Below are 17694 nucleotides of genomic sequence, written 5' to 3'. Positions count from 1 at the left end.
ACTTGTCGTAAGAATTTTCTTGCGGGCAAAACAAAACCCCTACCTGCGTTAGCAGATAGGGGTTTCGGAATTTAATCTTGACGATGACCTACTCTCACATGGGGAAACCCCACACTACCATCGGCGATGCATCGTTTCACTTCTGAGTTCGGGATGGGATCAGGTGGTTCCAATGCTCTATGGTCGTCAAGAAATTCGGTAGCCAGCGCGTGCCTTGCGGTCACGTTCCAGCGAATGGGTATGCGATAGTTTGTGGGTTTTGACTCGAACTTTCGGTTCATTGCGTCTTCACACACCGCAATCTGGCCTCTTTCGAGTCTACAGATTGCTTGGGTGTTATATGGTCAAGCCTCACGGGCAATTAGTACAGGTTAGCTCAACGCCTCACAGCGCTTACACACCCTGCCTATCAACGTCGTAGTCTTCGACGGCCCTTCAGGGGACTCAAGGTCCCAGTGAGATCTCATCTTGAGGCAAGTTTCCCGCTTAGATGCTTTCAGCGGTTATCTTTTCCGAACATAGCTACCCGGCAATGCCACTGGCGTGACAACCGGAACACCAGAGGTTCGTCCACTCCGGTCCTCTCGTACTAGGAGCAGCCCCTCTCAAATCTCAAACGTCCACGGCAGATAGGGACCGAACTGTCTCACGACGTTCTAAACCCAGCTCGCGTACCACTTTAAATGGCGAACAGCCATACCCTTGGGACCGGCTTCAGCCCCAGGATGTGATGAGCCGACATCGAGGTGCCAAACACCGCCGTCGATATGAACTCTTGGGCGGTATCAGCCTGTTATCCCCGGAGTACCTTTTATCCGTTGAGCGATGGCCCTTCCATACAGAACCACCGGATCACTAAGACCTACTTTCGTACCTGCTCGACGTGTCTGTCTCGCAGTCAAGCGCGCTTTTGCCTTTATACTCTACGACCGATTTCCGACCGGTCTGAGCGCACCTTCGTACTCCTCCGTTACTCTTTAGGAGGAGACCGCCCCAGTCAAACTACCCACCATACACTGTCCTCGATCCGGATAACGGACCTGAGTTAGAACCTCAAAGTTGCCAGGGTGGTATTTCAAGGATGGCTCCACGCAGACTGGCGTCCACGCTTCAAAGCCTCCCACCTATCCTACACAAGCAAATTCAAAGTCCAGTGCAAAGCTATAGTAAAGGTTCACGGGGTCTTTCCGTCTAGCCGCGGATACACTGCATCTTCACAGCGATTTCAATTTCACTGAGTCTCGGGTGGAGACAGCGCCGCCATCGTTACGCCATTCGTGCAGGTCGGAACTTACCCGACAAGGAATTTCGCTACCTTAGGACCGTTATAGTTACGGCCGCCGTTTACCGGGGCTTCGATCAAGAGCTTCGCGTTAGCTAACCCCATCAATTAACCTTCCGGCACCGGGCAGGCGTCACACCCTATACGTCCACTTTCGTGTTTGCAGAGTGCTGTGTTTTTAATAAACAGTCGCAGCGGCCTGGTATCTTCGACCGGCGTGGGCTTACGCAGCAAGTGCTTCACCCTCACCGGCGCACCTTCTCCCGAAGTTACGGTGCCATTTTGCCTAGTTCCTTCACCCGAGTTCTCTCAAGCGCCTTGGTATTCTCTACCCAACCACCTGTGTCGGTTTGGGGTACGGTTCCTGGTTACCTGAAGCTTAGAAGCTTTTCTTGGAAGCATGGCATCAACCACTTCGTCACCCAAAGGGTAACTCGTCATCAGCTCTCGGCCTTAAGATCCCGGATTTACCTAAGATCTCAGCCTACCACCTTAAACTTGGACAACCAACGCCAAGCTGGCCTAGCCTTCTCCGTCCCTCCATCGCAATAACCAGAAGTACAGGAATATTAACCTGTTTTCCATCGACTACGCTTTTCAGCCTCGCCTTAGGGACCGACTAACCCTGCGTCGATTAACGTTGCGCAGGAAACCTTGGTCTTTCGGCGTGGGTGTTTTTCACACCCATTGTCGTTACTCATGTCAGCATTCGCACTTCTGATACCTCCAGCAAGCTTCTCAACTCACCTTCACAGGCTTACAGAACGCTCCTCTACCGCATCACTTGCGTGATACCCGTAGCTTCGGTGTATGGTTTGAGCCCCGTTACATCTTCCGCGCAGGCCGACTCGACTAGTGAGCTATTACGCTTTCTTTAAAGGGTGGCTGCTTCTAAGCCAACCTCCTAGCTGTCTAAGCCTTCCCACATCGTTTCCCACTTAACCATAACTTTGGGACCTTAGCTGACGGTCTGGGTTGTTTCCCTTTTCACGACGGACGTTAGCACCCGCCGTGTGTCTCCCATGCTCGGCACTTGTAGGTATTCGGAGTTTGCATCGGTTTGGTAAGTCGGGATGACCCCCTAGCCGAAACAGTGCTCTACCCCCTACAGTGATACATGAGGCGCTACCTAAATAGCTTTCGAGGAGAACCAGCTATCTCCGAGCTTGATTAGCCTTTCACTCCGATCCACAGGTCATCCGCTAACTTTTCAACGGTAGTCGGTTCGGTCCTCCAGTCAGTGTTACCTAACCTTCAACCTGCCCATGGATAGATCGCCCGGTTTCGGGTCTATTCCCAGCGACTAGACGCCCTATTAAGACTCGCTTTCGCTACGCCTCCCCTATTCGGTTAAGCTCGCCACTGAAAATAAGTCGCTGACCCATTATACAAAAGGTACGCAGTCACCCAACAAAGTGGGCTCCCACTGCTTGTACGCATACGGTTTCAGGATCTATTTCACTCCCCTCTCCGGGGTTCTTTTCGCCTTTCCCTCACGGTACTAGTTCACTATCGGTCAGTCAGTAGTATTTAGCCTTGGAGGATGGTCCCCCCATATTCAGACAAAGTTTCTCGTGCTCCGTCCTACTCGATTTCACTTCTAAGATCCTTTCGCGTACAGGGCTATCACCCACTATGGCCGCACTTTCCAGAGCGTTCCGCTAAAATCAAAGAAGCTTAAGGGCTAGTCCCCGTTCGCTCGCCACTACTAAGGGAATCTCGGTTGATTTCTTTTCCTCAGGGTACTTAGATGTTTCAGTTCCCCTGGTTCGCCTCTTGCACCTATGTATTCAGTACAAGATAACCATCTTATGATGGCTGGGTTCCCCCATTCAGACATCTCCGGATCAAAGTCTGTTTGCCGACTCCCCGAAGCTTTTCGCAGGCTACCACGTCTTTCATCGCCTCTGACTGCCAAGGCATCCACCGTATGCGCTTCTTCACTTGACCATATAACCCCAAGCAATCTGGTTATACTGTGAAGACGACATTCGCCGAAAATTCGAATTTCTCAACTAAGAGAACTCACAAATTTTACCTTAGCCTGAGCCGTTACCAGTGAAAGTAACGTTCAGTCTATCTTTCTATCACATACCCAAATTTTTAAAGAACGATCTAATCAAAAGACTAGAAATCAACATTCAGGCACCGTACGGTGGAATGCTCATTTCTAAGCTTTAAACGTTGGTACCAATCTGTAATGGTGGAGCCAAGCGGGATCGAACCGCTGACCTCCTGCGTGCAAGGCAGGCGCTCTCCCAGCTGAGCTATGGCCCCGTATCGCTACAGGGGACACCATGAAATTGGTGGGTCTGGGCAGATTCGAACTGCCGACCTCACCCTTATCAGGGGTGCGCTCTAACCAACTGAGCTACAGACCCAATCGTCTTCTTCAATGAATCAAGCAATTCGTGTGGGAGCTCATGAAGCCGCTGCGGTCGTCGATTAAGGAGGTGATCCAGCCGCAGGTTCCCCTACGGCTACCTTGTTACGACTTCACCCCAGTCATGAATCACACCGTGGTAACCGTCCTCCCGAAGGTTAGACTAGCTACTTCTGGTGCAACCCACTCCCATGGTGTGACGGGCGGTGTGTACAAGGCCCGGGAACGTATTCACCGCGACATTCTGATTCGCGATTACTAGCGATTCCGACTTCACGCAGTCGAGTTGCAGACTGCGATCCGGACTACGATCGGTTTTGTGGGATTAGCTCCACCTCGCGGCTTGGCAACCCTCTGTACCGACCATTGTAGCACGTGTGTAGCCCAGGCCGTAAGGGCCATGATGACTTGACGTCATCCCCACCTTCCTCCGGTTTGTCACCGGCAGTCTCCTTAGAGTGCCCACCATAACGTGCTGGTAACTAAGGACAAGGGTTGCGCTCGTTACGGGACTTAACCCAACATCTCACGACACGAGCTGACGACAGCCATGCAGCACCTGTCTCAATGTTCCCGAAGGCACCAATCCATCTCTGGAAAGTTCATTGGATGTCAAGGCCTGGTAAGGTTCTTCGCGTTGCTTCGAATTAAACCACATGCTCCACCGCTTGTGCGGGCCCCCGTCAATTCATTTGAGTTTTAACCTTGCGGCCGTACTCCCCAGGCGGTCAACTTAATGCGTTAGCTGCGCCACTAAGAGCTCAAGGCTCCCAACGGCTAGTTGACATCGTTTACGGCGTGGACTACCAGGGTATCTAATCCTGTTTGCTCCCCACGCTTTCGCACCTCAGTGTCAGTATCAGTCCAGGTGGTCGCCTTCGCCACTGGTGTTCCTTCCTATATCTACGCATTTCACCGCTACACAGGAAATTCCACCACCCTCTACCATACTCTAGCTCGACAGTTTTGAATGCAGTTCCCAGGTTGAGCCCGGGGATTTCACATCCAACTTAACGAACCACCTACGCGCGCTTTACGCCCAGTAATTCCGATTAACGCTTGCACCCTCTGTATTACCGCGGCTGCTGGCACAGAGTTAGCCGGTGCTTATTCTGTCGGTAACGTCAAAACAATTACGTATTAGGTAACTGCCCTTCCTCCCAACTTAAAGTGCTTTACAATCCGAAGACCTTCTTCACACACGCGGCATGGCTGGATCAGGCTTTCGCCCATTGTCCAATATTCCCCACTGCTGCCTCCCGTAGGAGTCTGGACCGTGTCTCAGTTCCAGTGTGACTGATCATCCTCTCAGACCAGTTACGGATCGTCGCCTTGGTGAGCCATTACCTCACCAACTAGCTAATCCGACCTAGGCTCATCTGATAGCGCAAGGCCCGAAGGTCCCCTGCTTTCTCCCGTAGGACGTATGCGGTATTAGCGTCCGTTTCCGAGCGTTATCCCCCACTACCAGGCAGATTCCTAGGCATTACTCACCCGTCCGCCGCTCGCCACCAGGTACAAGTACCCGTGCTGCCGCTCGACTTGCATGTGTTAGGCCTGCCGCCAGCGTTCAATCTGAGCCATGATCAAACTCTTCAGTTCAAACATCTTTGGGTTTTGAGAAAACCCTAAACTTGGCTCAGCAATCGTTGGTTACATCTTTGATTTCTCGCGGAGTAACTTGTGATGCTGATAATCTGTTGACTAGCAGTCTGACTCCACAAGCACCCACACGAATTGCTTGATTCAGTTGTTAAAGAGCGGTGGGTTGAGCCTTTCGTCTCAACCGAGGCGCGCATTCTACAGCGCCCCGTGTATCTGTCAAGCGGTTATTTTAAGAAGCTTTCAAAGTTTCGCTTGGAAATCCTCAACAACTTCAACCACTTGCGCTTCCGATCTCTCGTTAGCGGGAGGCGAATTCTACAGCGTTAGTCGCTGCTGTCAACACCTCTTTTTTACCGCTTTCGACCGAGAGGATCGAACCGTCGGCAGAACCCATCAAACCGGCCTACCCACTCCTTCCGTGCTTCGATGATCTGAAGCCGCACACTTTCGAAACCTACTTAACTCGTTGAAACTCAAGGAGTTTTACGTTTCGACTGCGCCGGAAGTGGGGCGAATTATAGACATCCAGAATTTGCCGTCAACCGTTATTTTCACAATTCTGTCATATCGATCAAAAACCCTGTAATACAAAAGGCCGGTGCCCAAGGGCACCGGTCTTTGTATTACGCCGATTACAGGCTGGGGAATGCGAACTGCGAAGCCTCGTGGCTGGCACGTTGCGGCCAGCGCTGGGTAATGGCCTTGCGACGGGTATAAAAACGCACCCCGTCCGGACCGTAGGCATGCAGGTCGCCAAACAATGAACGCTTCCAACCGCCAAAGCTGTGATAGGCAACAGGCACTGGCAATGGAACGTTTACACCGACCATCCCGACTTCGATCTCATCGCAGAACAACCGTGCCGCCTCCCCGTCCCGGGTAAAGATACAAGTACCGTTGCCATACTCGTGATCATTGATCAGTTGCATCGCCTCTTCCAGGCTGTTGACCCGGACGATACACAGTACCGGCCCGAAGATTTCCTCCTTATAGATACGCATCTCGGGCGTTACGCTATCAAACAGGCAACCGCCCAGGAAAAACCCTTCTTCATGCCCAGACACACTCAAGCCGCGACCATCGACAATCAGCGAGGCGCCTGCTGCCACACCCTCTTCTATATAGCCGCTGACTTTGTCCCGATGCTGGCCGGTCACCAACGGCCCCATGTCCAGACCGCAAGACGTACCGGCACCGATCTTCAGTGCCTGGATCTGCGGCACCAACTTGGCCACCAGCGCATCCGCCACCTGATCGCCGACACACACCGCCACCGAAATCGCCATGCAACGCTCACCGCATGAACCGTAAGCTGCGCCCATCAGCGCGCTGACGGCATTGTCCAGGTCGGCATCCGGCATCAACACCGCATGGTTCTTGGCACCGCCTAGCGCCTGAACGCGTTTGCCGCGACGAGTACCTTCGGCATAGATGTACTCGGCAATCGGCGTCGAGCCAACAAAACTCAGCGCCTTCACTTCCGGCGCTTCGATCAGTGCATCCACGGCTGCCTTGTCGCCATGGACCACGCTCAACACCCCCTTGGGTAGACCTGCTTCCAGCAGCAACTGGGCGATCAGCAGCGTCGAACTCGGGTCACGCTCGGATGGCTTGAGGATGAAGCAGTTACCGCAGACGATCGCCAGCGGATACATCCACAGCGGCACCATCGCCGGGAAATTGAACGGGGTGATGCCCGCCACCACGCCTAAAGGTTGAAAGTCTGACCAGGCGTCGATGTTCGGTCCTACGTTACGGCTGTATTCGCCCTTCAGGATTTCCGGCGCTGCACAGGCAAACTCGACGTTTTCGATGCCGCGCTTGAGCTCACCGGCGGCGTCTTCGAGGGTCTTGCCATGTTCTTCGCTGATCAATTGGGCAATGCGCGACTCGTTCTGCTCCAGCAACTGCTTGAAACGAAACATCACCTGGGCACGCTTGGCCGGCGGCGTGTTGCGCCAGGCCGGGAAAGCCGCCTTGGCGGCATCGATGGCCTGCTGGACAGTTGCGCGATCCGCCAGCGGGACCTTGTGGATTGCTTGCCCGGTGGATGGGTTGAAGACGTCGGCCGTGCGTGCGCTGTCGCTCAGCAATTCGCCATTGATCAGATGCGGGATGAGGCTCATGGGGACTCCAGACAATTCGCTCGCCAGACGCTCTTGAACGAGCGTCTCTATATAAGAAAGAAATCAGTCGATTTTATTCAGCACGTCACCGACCGCATCGAACAAACGATCCAGATCCTGCGGCTTGCTGTTGAACGTTGGTCCGAACTGCAGGGTATCGCCGCCGAATCGCACATAGAAACCGGCTTTCCACAGGGCCATCCCGGCCTCGAACGGACGCACGATGGCGTCGCCGTCGCGCGGGGCAATCTGGATCGCCCCGGCCAGGCCGAAGTTGCGAATGTCGATGACGTTCTTCGAGCCTTTCAAACCATGCAAGGCACTCTCGAAATGCGGCGCGACCTCGGCCACGCTTTGCACCAGGTTTTCCTTCTGCAACAGATCCAGTGCCGCAAGGCCAGCCGCACAGGCCACCGGGTGCGCCGAATAGGTATAGCCGTGGGGAAACTCCACCGCATATTCGGGCGTCGGCTGGTTCATGAACGTCTGGTAGATTTCCGAACTGGCAATCACCGCCCCCATGGGGATGGCGCCGTTGGTGACCTGCTTGGCGATGCACATCAGGTCCGGAACCACGCCAAAGCTATCCGCGCCGAACATCGAACCGGTGCGACCGAAACCGGTAATGACCTCGTCAAACACCAGCAGGATGTTGTGCTGGTCGCAGATCTGCCGCAGACGCTTGAGATATCCCTCAGGCGGGACCAGGACCCCGGCGGATCCGGCCATCGGCTCGACAAATACGGCCGCAATGTTGGAAGCGTCGTGCAGCTCGATCAATTTCAGCAGCTCATCGGCCAAGGCGATGCCACCTTCCTTCGGCATGCCACGGGAATAGGCATTGCTGGCCAGCAAGGTGTGGGGCAGATGATCAACGTCCATCATGGCCTGGCCGAACAATTTACGGTTGCCACTGACGCCGCCCAGGCTGGTGCCGGCGATGTTCACGCCGTGATAACCACGGGCACGGCCGATCATCTTGGTCTTGGTGGCCTGTCCCTTGAGGCGCCAGTAGGCACGGACCATCTTCACTGCGGTATCGGCGCACTCGGAACCGGAGTCGGTGAAGAACACATGGTTGAGGTTGCCCGGGGTCAGGCTGGTGATCTTTTCCGCCAGTTGGAACGACAGCGGATGGCCGTACTGGAATCCCGGGGAATAATCGAGGGTGCCCAATTGCCTGGCGACCGCCTCCTGGATTTCCTTGCGAGTGTGCCCGGCGCCACAGGTCCACAAGCCCGACAACGAATCGTAGACCTTGCGCCCCTTGTCATCCGTCAGCCAGCTACCCTCGGCGGCGACGATCAAGCGGGGATCGCGTTGGAAATTACGATTGGCCGTGTAGGGCATCCAGTGGGCATCCAGCTTTAGCTGGCTGGCCAGGGAACCGACAGCGTGTTCGGGCATGTTCATCGACAAAACCTCGCAGGGTATGAGCGGCATGAAGCCAAGGCGTTCTTGCGGCTACGTTGCCACGACGATAAAGTCGGTGAAATCCAGCTTTTCTAACCTTCAGTCAGCGGACCACTAAACTATGAGCGCTCGTCGTCCCGATCCACTGGCCCAAGTCAGCGACTTCGATATCCGCTTGCTGCGCATTTTCCGCAGCGTGGTGGAATGCGGCGGGTTTTCGGCAGCGGAAACCGTGCTTGGCATTGGCCGCTCTGCCATCAGCCAGCAGATGAATGATCTGGAGCAGCGTCTTGGCCTGCGTCTGTGCCAGCGTGGGCGCGCGGGCTTTTCACTGACGGAGGAAGGGCGCGAAGTCTATCAATCGGCATTGCAGTTATTGAGCGCGCTGGAGAGCTTTCGCACCGAGGTCAACGGCCTGCACCAGCATTTGCGCGGTGAGTTGACCATCGGCCTGACGGACAATCTTGTCACCCTGCCCCATATGCGGATCACGCATGCCTTGGCCCAGTTGAAAGAACGCGGGCCGGACGTGCAGATCCAGATTCGCATGATCGCTCCCAACGAAGTCGAACAAGGCGTGCTCGACGGGCGCCTGCATGTCGGCGTAGTGCCCCAGGCCAGCGCCCTTTCCGGACTCGAATATCAACCGCTTTACAGTGAACGCTCGCTGCTGTACTGCGCAGTAGGTCATCCGCTGTTTTATGTGGACGACCAACAGCTCGAAGACGCTCGGCTCAACAGCCAGGACGCCATCGCGCCAACCTTTCGTCTGCCCGCCGAGATCCAGGCTCATTACCAGGCACTCAACTGCACCGCCAGCGCCTCGGATCGCGAAGGCATGGCGTTCCTGATCCTCACCGGACGTTACATTGGTTATCTGCCAGATCACTACGCCAATCTATGGGTTCAGCAAGGACGGCTGCGAGCCCTCAAGCCCTTGGCACGTTTTTATGATCTGAGCCTGGCGTCGGTCACACGCAAGGGTCGCCGCCCGCACCTGGTGCTGGAAAGTTTTCTCAAAAACCTGGCGGCAACCCGCTGACATTTTTGCAGTACACGGCTTTTATGGCAGCAGCACTTGTCGGATCCGCGCCGGTGCGCTATGAACGCACTTGCCCGCCCCCACAGACCCAGCCCGGAAACGTCCATGACCTTTGAAGTTCCTGCCCATGGTGGCAAGCCTACCGGCCGTATTCGTCAAAAAAACGAGGAAACCATCCTCAGGGCCGCCGAGGATGAGTTCGCCCGTCACGGCTTCAAGGGCACCAGCATGAACGCCATCGCCTTGAAGGCCGGATTGCCCAAGGCGAACCTGCATTACTATTTCACCAACAAGCTCGGGCTCTACGTTGCCGTGCTGAGCAACATCATCGAATTGTGGGACAGCACTTTCAACTCCCTGACCGCCGAGGACGATCCAGCGCAGGCATTGACCCGCTACATCCGCGCCAAGATGGAATTCTCACGGCGCCAGCCCCAGGCATCGCGCATTTTCGCCATGGAAGTGATCAGCGGCGGCGAATGCCTGAGCGAGTATTTCAACCAGGATTATCGCGCCTGGTTCAAGGGCCGCGCGGCCGTGTTCCAGGCCTGGATCGATGCGGGCAAAATGGACCCGGTCGATCCGGTTCACCTGATTTTTCTGCTGTGGGGCAGCACCCAGCATTACGCCGATTTCGCCACCCAGATCTGCCGCGTGACCGGGCGTAGCAAATTGACCAGGCAAGACATTATCGACGCCGGCGACAATCTCATCCGCATCATTCTCAAAGGCTGCGGCCTGACACCAGACCTTTAGGACTCCATGCCTTATACCCTTGCCGGCTTTTGCGAATACCGTGAAGAAATCCGCAAAAGCCGTTTCATCACCTTCGCCGCCCCCATCACCAGCCCCGCCGAGGCACAGGCCTTTATAGAGCGGCACAGCGACCTGGACGCCACGCATAATTGCTGGGCATGGAAACTGGGCGACCAATATCGCAGCAGCGACGATGGCGAGCCGGGCGGCACCGCCGGGCGCCCGATCCTCGCGGCCATCCAGGCCCAGGATTGCGATCAGGTCGTGGTGCTGGTCATACGCTGGTACGGCGGAATCCAGCTGGGTACCGGCGGTTTGGCCCGCGCCTATGGCGGCGGTGCGAACAAATGCCTGCAAACCGCCGAGAAGGTCGAATTGATCAGCCGCGTAGCGCTGCGTTGCCTGTGCGGTTTCGCCGAGCTGGCCCTGGTGAAACTGCGGATAACTGAATGCGGCGGTCTGGTCCTCGCCGAGGATTTCACCGCCAACGGCGTGGAACTGCAATTGGCAGTCGGTGAAGAACACATCGAGAGCCTGCAGACGCGACTGGCCGACTTGAGTCGCGGACAGATACGACTTGAGCGCCCGGCAGCCTCATGAAAAAGGCACAGGTTTGCCCACATGCGCTGTGCACCTGCCTGTGGATAACCTGGGCGCATCCAGCTGTAACCCTTCTGTCATGCGGGTTTTCGAGCATTGTTCATTTTTCATACAAAAATTCGCCGATCCGGCGAATCCGTCAAAAAACAAATGGTTGCGATGCTTTATCGCCTTTAGAAGAAAGGCGCACAGGGCTTATGCCCGAGTTTCAGGCTTGCGCACAATAACTGTGGAGCAACCTGTGGATAACCCGTTCATGGCTCCAGCCGCCCCAACAACAGCATGGCTTGCAGCCGTCTGATCATTTTTTAACCAGACATAATAAGGACCTGAACCTGATCGAAACCGCATGACCGCTCCCGACACGTTGTGCCGCAAGCTGAAACAACCGCCCGGGCAATGTTGTCCATTAACTCCATGACTTTTCTTTCAAGGAAGCATTCATGAATTCGGCAAAAACCGCATTGATCATCGGCGCCTCTCGGGGACTGGGCCTCGGCTTGGTGAAGACGCTTCTGGGTGATGGCTGGAACGTGACCGCCACGGTACGTAACCCACAGAACGCCGAGGCCTTGAAGGCGCTGGGCCCGGTGCGAATCGAAAAGCTCGATATGGACGACCAGCAAGCGGTCATCGCCTTGAGCCAGCAGCTCAGGGACCAGACCTTCGACCTGTTGTTCGTCAATGCCGGCGTCAAAGGCCCCGACAACCAGAGCCCGGGCGGCGCTACGCTGGCTGAGGTCGGTCAGCTGTTCTTCACCAATGCCGTGGCACCGATCAACCTCGCCCAACGCTTCGTCGGGCAGATCCGCGACGGCAGCGGCGTGCTGGCCTTCATGAGTTCGGTGCTGGGCAGCGTGACCATGCCCGACGCCCCCGAACTGGCGCTGTACAAGGCCAGCAAAGCCGCGCTCAACTCCATGACCAACAGTTTTGTCAGTCAGCTGGGCGAGCAGGCATTGACCGTCCTGTCGCTGCACCCGGGCTGGGTAAAGACCGACATGGGCGGCGAAGGCGCGGCCATCGATGTCGAGACCAGCACCCGTGGGCTGATCGATCAGGTCAATGCCTTTGCCGGCAAGGGTGGGCATCACTTCGTCAATTACAAAGGCGAGACGATTCCCTGGTAATCACCCCGATACCCCTGGAGCATCCATCCTGCAGGACTTTTGTCGGGCACTGGAAATGTGTCCGGGAACCTGAGTACACTCCGAACCGCGCCCTCCAAGGCGCCCCTGGATCAGCAGACAGGGCATCACTGAGCTGGCTAACCTGAACCCACTTTCAGAGGAGCCGGCCACCATGCCTGCGACCCGTACCTGGTTAAAAAATCCCCTCGCCATTTTCACGGCCAACGGCCTCGATGCCCGTGGCGGTCTCGTCCTGCAGGACGGTGTGATCGTTGAGCTGCTCAGCGCCGGGCAACAGCCCGCACAGCCTTGTGACACCGTGTTCGATGCTCGAGAACACGTGATCCTGCCGGGGCTGATCAACACCCATCATCACTTCTACCAGACCCTGACCCGCGCCTGGGCACCCGTCGTAAGCGAGCCGTTGTTCCCATGGCTGAAGACCCTCTATCCGGTGTGGGCGCGGCTGACTCCGGAAAAACTCGCGCTGGCGAGCAAAGTCGCGTTGGCCGAACTGCTGTTGTCGGGTTGCACCACGGCGGCCGATCACCACTACCTGTTTCCCGAAGGCCTGGAAAACGCCATCGATGTGCAGGTGCAATGCGTCGGTGAGCTGGGCATGCGCGCAATGCTGACCCGTGGTTCCATGAGCCTGGGCGAGGCCGACGGTGGCTTGCCGCCGCAGCAGACCGTGCAGCAGGGCCAGGTGATTCTCGACGACAGCCAGCGACTGATCGCTCGATACCATGAGCGCGGTGCCGGCGCGAAAATCCAGATTGCCCTGGCGCCTTGCTCGCCGTTTTCGGTCACGCCCGAGATCATGCGCGCCAGCGCCGAGCTCGCGGAAACGCTCGGCGTACGCCTGCATACCCACCTGGCCGAAACCCTCGACGAGGAGGACTTCTGCCGGCAGCGCTTCGGCCTGCGTACCGTGGACTACCTCGACAGCGTCGGCTGGCTGGGCCCACGTACCTGGCTAGCCCACGGCATTCATTTCAATCCTGACGAAATCACCCGTCTCGGCGCCGCCGGAACCGGCATCTGCCATTGCCCCAGTTCGAACATGCGCCTGGCCTCGGGCATTTGTCCGACGCTTGAACTGACCGCAGCCGGCGCGCCATTGGGCCTTGGGGTGGACGGCTCGGCGTCCAACGATGCGTCGAACATGCTGCTGGAAACCCGTCAGGCGCTATACATCCAGCGCTTGCGCTATGGCGCGCAAGCGATCACGCCGGAAAAGGTGCTGGGCTGGGCGACCCGAGGCTCGGCCCAATTGCTGGGACGCAGCGACATCGGCGAACTGGCAGAGGGCAAACAAGCCGACCTGGCGATGTTCAAGCTTGATGAGTTGCGCTTTTCCGGCAGCCACGATCCGATCTCGGCCCTGCTGTTGTGCGGTGCTGATCGGGCGGACCGGGTGATGGTCGCGGGTCAGTGGAGAGTGATCGATGGACAGGTCGAAGGGCTGGACCTGAAGGGCTTGATTGCCGACCACAGCCAGGCGGCGCGGGAGCTGATCGCGGGTACCTGACCCGACCAGAAAACCTGCGGGAACGAGCCTGCTCACGATAGCGGTTTCATATCCGGCATTGATATTGACTGACCTGGCCTCATCGCGAGCAGGCTCGCTCCCACAGGGCTGTGACAGGCTTAAAGACCGAGCAACGACAACATGATAAACGTGGCAAACAATACAAAGTGGGTCATGCCTTCGATGGCGTTGGTTTCGCCATCATTGAGGTTGATGGCGCTGACGATCAGGGTGATGAAGATCATCACCGTCTGCACCGGGGTCATCGCCATCTGGAAAGGCTGGCCGGTGTAGAGGGCCATGGCTTCCATCACCGGCACCGTCAGGATCACGGTGGACAGCGACGCGCCCAAGGCGATGTTCACCACCGACTGCATGCGATTGGCCAAGGCTGCGCGCAGGGCGGTGAGAATTTCCGGCGCAGCGGAGATGACCGCCACCAGAATTGCCGTGACCACCGGCGGCGCGCCGGAGCCTTCCAGCCCGAGGTCGATAGCCTTGGACATGACTTCGGCCAGCGCACCGATGACCACCACGCCGAACACCAGTGCGCCGATGGAGAACGCCAGGCTGATGGGTTTCGGCTCGGCTTCCACCGGTTCCTTCCTGCGGCGTTTTTCCGGGTAGCTGTAGCTGAAGAAATAGCTGTGTGGCCCCACCTGCATGCGCAGAAACAACGTATACAGAACGATCATCGCGCCGATGGTGAATGCCGAATAATGCTTCCAGTTTTCCTGCGGAATAAACTCCGGCACCACCATCGACACGCCCATGGCGGTGAGGATCATCACGCTGTAGGTACGCGCCGAATCGTCGTTATAGACCTGCTCGCCGTGCTTGAGCCCACCCATCAGCGCCGCCAGCCCGAGAATGCCGTTGATATCGAGCATCACCGCCGAATAGATGGTGTCCCGTACCAGGGTCGGCGACGCCTCGTTACTCATCATGATCGCCAGGATCACCACTTCCACCAGCACCGCCGACAAAGTCAGGATCATCGTGCCGTAAGGATCACCGACCTTCTCCGCCAGCAACTCGGCGTGATGGGCCACGCGCATGGAGGCGGCGACAATGAAACCGATCAGCACCAGGCCGCCACCCAACGCCACGACCTGCCCGCTGCCCAGCAGCCAATGCTCCAGCGGGTAGGCGACAAAAGCGGCAAGCAGGGCCAGCAGCAGCAATTTTTCTTGCTTGATCAACGTCAGCATTGTGGGCCTATCGCCATGGACGGGTCATGAGCTACTAGACTGTGACGTGACGGGAACGTTTCCTTCGGATGTGCCGTAGCTGTCGTTCAGGCTTGCGCGGTTAGTGGATCAGCCGGTCAGGTTTTACCAGACATCGGCGTCCACCCCTGTAGAATGCCCGCCATTGATTCGCTGATGAGAAAAAAACATGTACGACTGGCTTAACGCCTTGCCCAAGGCTGAACTGCACCTGCACCTGGAAGGCTCGCTGGAGCCCGAGCTGCTGTTTGCCCTGGCCGAACGCAACAAGATCGCCCTGCCGTGGAGCGACGTGGACACCCTGCGCCAGGCCTATGCCTTCAACAATCTGCAGGAGTTTCTCGACCTGTATTACCAGGGCGCCGACGTGCTGCGCACTTCCCAGGATTTCTACGACCTGACCTGGGCCTACCTGCTGCGCTGCAAGGCACAGAACGTGATTCACACCGAACCGTTCTTCGATCCGCAGACCCACACCGACCGGGGCATTCCATTCGAAGTGGTGCTCAACGGTATCGCCGCCGCCCTCAAGGACGGTGAGCAACAACTGGGCATCACCAGCGGCCTGATCCTGAGCTTCCTGCGTCACCTGAGCGAAGAGCAGGCGGAAAAAACCCTCGACCAGGCGCTGCCCTTCCGCGACGCGTTCGTGGCCGTCGGCCTGGACAGCTCGGAGATGGGCCACCCGCCGAGCAAGTTCCAGCGGGTGTTCGACAGGGCGCGCAATGAAGGCTTCCTGACCGTCGCCCATGCTGGCGAAGAAGGCCCTCCCGAGTACATCTGGGAAGCCTTGGATCTGCTGAGAATCCAGCGCATCGACCACGGCGTGCGAGCCATCGAAGACGAGCGGTTGATGCAGCGGATCATCGACGAACAGATCCCCTTGACGGTTTGCCCGTTGTCCAACACCAAGCTGTGCGTGTTCGATGATATGTCGCAGCACAATATCCTCGACATGCTCGAACGCGGCGTGAAGGTGACGGTGAACTCCGATGACCCGGCGTACTTCGGCGGCTACGTCACCGAGAACTTCCACGCATTGCACACGCATCTGGGCATGACCCAGGACCAGGCCAGGCGGTTGGCGCAGAACAGCCTGGATGCGCGGTTGGTGAAACCTTAAGACTGGCGATGATCCTTTGTGGGAGCGAGCCTGCTCGCGAAAGCGGTGAGTCAGTCGACATCATTTTCGATTGTCGGACCGCCTTCGCGAGCAGGCTCGCTCCCACAGGGGATTGTGTTTAGTCAGCGACCGTCGCCTCGCTCAACTCCTCCAGCGTCTTGCCCCGCGTCTCCATTCCAAACAACCAGACCACGCCCGCCGCCACGGCAAAACACAGGGCGCCAAGGGCGAACACTCCGCCCTGCCCGGTGATCGGAAAGACCAAGCCGGTCACCAGCGGTCCAAGCAGCGAACCGATGCGACCGACCGCCGAGGCAAAGCCCGATCCCGTGGCTCGCGCCGAGGTGGGATACAGTTCCGGGGTGTAGGTGTAGAGCACTGCCCACATGCCGAACAGAAAAAATTGCATCAGCAGCCCGGAGCTGATCAGCAGCGTGACATTCCCGCCAAACACCGCGCTCTGGCCATAAAGAAATGCCATGACCCCGCCGCCCAGCAGCGTGATGACACACACCGGTTTACGCCCCCACCGCTCCACCAGCCAGGCCGCCATCAGGAAACCGGGAATCCCGCCGAGGGAAATCAGCACCGTGTAATAAACCGACTGGGTCACCGCAAACCCCGACTGCTGCAGCAGCGCGCTGAGCCAGGACGTCAGCCCGTAGAACCCAAGCAAGGCAAAAAACCAGACGCTCCAGATCATCATCGTGCGCTGGCGGTACAGCGGTGACCAGATCTGCGCCAGAGCCGAAAAGAAATTGCCGGGCGCCGTCGCCAGTGTCGGCAGGCGAATCGGTTCGGGCAGGTCCTGGCGACCCAGCGAGGCCCGGACCTTGTCTTCGATCCGCTTGAGCACGGCATCCGCCTCGGCGCCCCGCCCCGCCTGTTCCAGCCAACGTGGCGACTCGGGGATGAAGAAGCGGATCACCAGGACGAACACCGCCGGCACCGCCAATACCAGGAAAATGTCCCGCCAGCCGATCAGCGGCAGCAGGAAATACGACAGCACCCCCGCCGCCACGAAGCCCAGCGGCCAGAAGCCATCCATCAAGGCGATGTAGCGTCCGCGCTGCCTCGCCGGGATCAGCTCCGAGAGCATCGATTGGGCAATCGGAAACTCCATGCCCATGCCGACGCCCAACAGGATGCGAAACAGCGTCAGGGTCTCCACGTCCTGGGCGGTGGAACACAGGTAACTGGCGAGCCCCCACAAGACGATGCTCCACTGGAACACCGGTTTGCGTCCGAAGCGATCGGCAAGCAGTCCCGACAACGAGGCGCCCAGCACCATGCCGAAAAAGCTTGAACTGGCCAACAAACCGGCCTGGGCGGCGCTCAAGCCGAACTCGATTCTGATCGAGCCCAGCAGGAACGTCATCATGGCCAGATCCATGGAATCAAAGAAAAAAGCCAGCGCGATAATGATGAAGATGACCCGGTGATAGCCGCTCATGGGCAACCGCTCAAGACGTTC

At 57.5% G+C, this 17694-nt stretch carries 10 protein-coding genes, 2 tRNA genes and 3 rRNA genes; 6 read left to right on the top strand and 9 right to left on the bottom strand.

Annotation, left to right across the window (positions count from 1 at the left end; genetic code table 11):
• Window positions 1-75: 75 nt before the first annotated feature.
• From rrf to J3P97_RS03230, 7 genes are all read right to left on the bottom strand, one after another.
• Window positions 76-191, bottom strand: a 5S ribosomal RNA gene (gene rrf, locus J3P97_RS03260).
• Window positions 192-340: 149 nt separating this feature from the next.
• A 23S ribosomal RNA gene (locus tag J3P97_RS03255) occupies window positions 341-3232 on the bottom strand.
• Window positions 3233-3483: 251 nt separating this feature from the next.
• Window positions 3484-3559: transfer RNA gene (locus J3P97_RS03250), tRNA-Ala, on the bottom strand.
• A gap of 27 nt (window positions 3560-3586) precedes the next feature.
• A tRNA-Ile gene (locus J3P97_RS03245) sits at window positions 3587-3663 on the bottom strand.
• 65 nt (window positions 3664-3728) lie between these two features.
• Window positions 3729-5267, bottom strand: a 16S ribosomal RNA gene (locus tag J3P97_RS03240).
• Together the 16S, 23S and 5S rRNA genes with 2 tRNA genes alongside form the textbook arrangement of a ribosomal RNA operon.
• A 635-nt stretch (window positions 5268-5902) precedes the next feature.
• Window positions 5903-7396 carry a CoA-acylating methylmalonate-semialdehyde dehydrogenase gene (locus J3P97_RS03235; RefSeq protein WP_434673467.1) on the bottom strand — a complete coding sequence of 498 codons (1494 nt, stop codon included), beginning with the start codon at window positions 7394-7396 and terminating at the stop codon, window positions 5903-5905.
• Window positions 7397-7459: 63 nt separating this feature from the next.
• Window positions 7460-8809 (bottom strand): aspartate aminotransferase family protein, encoded by a 1350-nt coding sequence (locus tag J3P97_RS03230; RefSeq protein ID WP_434569906.1) that lies wholly within the window; start codon window positions 8807-8809, stop codon window positions 7460-7462.
• A gap of 121 nt (window positions 8810-8930) precedes the next feature.
• Between J3P97_RS03230 and J3P97_RS03225 the strand changes: the two genes are divergently transcribed.
• The 5 genes from J3P97_RS03225 to J3P97_RS03205 all read left to right on the top strand — a co-directional run bounded on the left by J3P97_RS03225 (window position 8931) and on the right by J3P97_RS03205 (window position 13868).
• Complete coding sequence (locus tag J3P97_RS03225; protein WP_434673466.1) at window positions 8931-9851, top strand: LysR family transcriptional regulator; 921 nt, start codon at window positions 8931-8933, stop codon at window positions 9849-9851.
• Between the two features lie 105 nt (window positions 9852-9956).
• Window positions 9957-10607 (top strand): TetR/AcrR family transcriptional regulator, encoded by a 651-nt coding sequence (locus J3P97_RS03220; protein ID WP_434673465.1) that lies wholly within the window; start codon window positions 9957-9959, stop codon window positions 10605-10607.
• Between the two features lie 6 nt (window positions 10608-10613).
• Complete coding sequence (locus tag J3P97_RS03215; RefSeq protein WP_434602726.1) at window positions 10614-11207, top strand: IMPACT family protein; 594 nt, start codon at window positions 10614-10616, stop codon at window positions 11205-11207.
• A 443-nt stretch (window positions 11208-11650) separates the two neighbouring features.
• Window positions 11651-12337, top strand: coding sequence for an SDR family oxidoreductase (locus J3P97_RS03210; RefSeq protein ID WP_434602725.1), 687 nt, complete (start codon window positions 11651-11653; stop codon window positions 12335-12337).
• A gap of 172 nt (window positions 12338-12509) precedes the next feature.
• On the top strand, window positions 12510-13868 hold the full coding sequence (locus tag J3P97_RS03205) for an 8-oxoguanine deaminase (protein ID WP_434673464.1): 1359 nt from the start codon (window positions 12510-12512) through the stop codon (window positions 13866-13868).
• A 119-nt stretch (window positions 13869-13987) separates the two neighbouring features.
• Here J3P97_RS03205 and J3P97_RS03200 read toward each other — a convergent pair whose 3' ends face one another.
• A complete protein-coding gene (locus tag J3P97_RS03200) occupies window positions 13988-15079 on the bottom strand; it encodes a calcium:proton antiporter (RefSeq protein ID WP_434569911.1) in 1092 nt (363 codons plus the stop codon).
• Window positions 15080-15266: 187 nt separating this feature from the next.
• Between J3P97_RS03200 and J3P97_RS03195 the strand changes: the two genes are divergently transcribed.
• Entirely contained in the window at window positions 15267-16220 is a 954-nt protein-coding gene (locus J3P97_RS03195; protein ID WP_434673463.1) for an adenosine deaminase, read from the top strand.
• Between the two features lie 118 nt (window positions 16221-16338).
• Here J3P97_RS03195 and J3P97_RS03190 read toward each other — a convergent pair whose 3' ends face one another.
• Window positions 16339-17673, bottom strand: a complete 1335-nt coding sequence (locus J3P97_RS03190; protein WP_434674499.1) for an MFS transporter — start codon at window positions 17671-17673, stop codon at window positions 16339-16341.
• Between the last annotated feature and the right edge of the window lie 21 nt (window positions 17674-17694).

The organism is Pseudomonas sp. R1-15 (assembly GCF_051132085.1).
In the GTDB taxonomy this organism is placed as follows: Bacteria; Pseudomonadota; Gammaproteobacteria; order Pseudomonadales; family Pseudomonadaceae; genus Aquipseudomonas.
The sequence above is the reverse complement of the archived record's forward strand: the minus strand, read 5'-3'. Positions and strand labels throughout refer to the sequence as shown.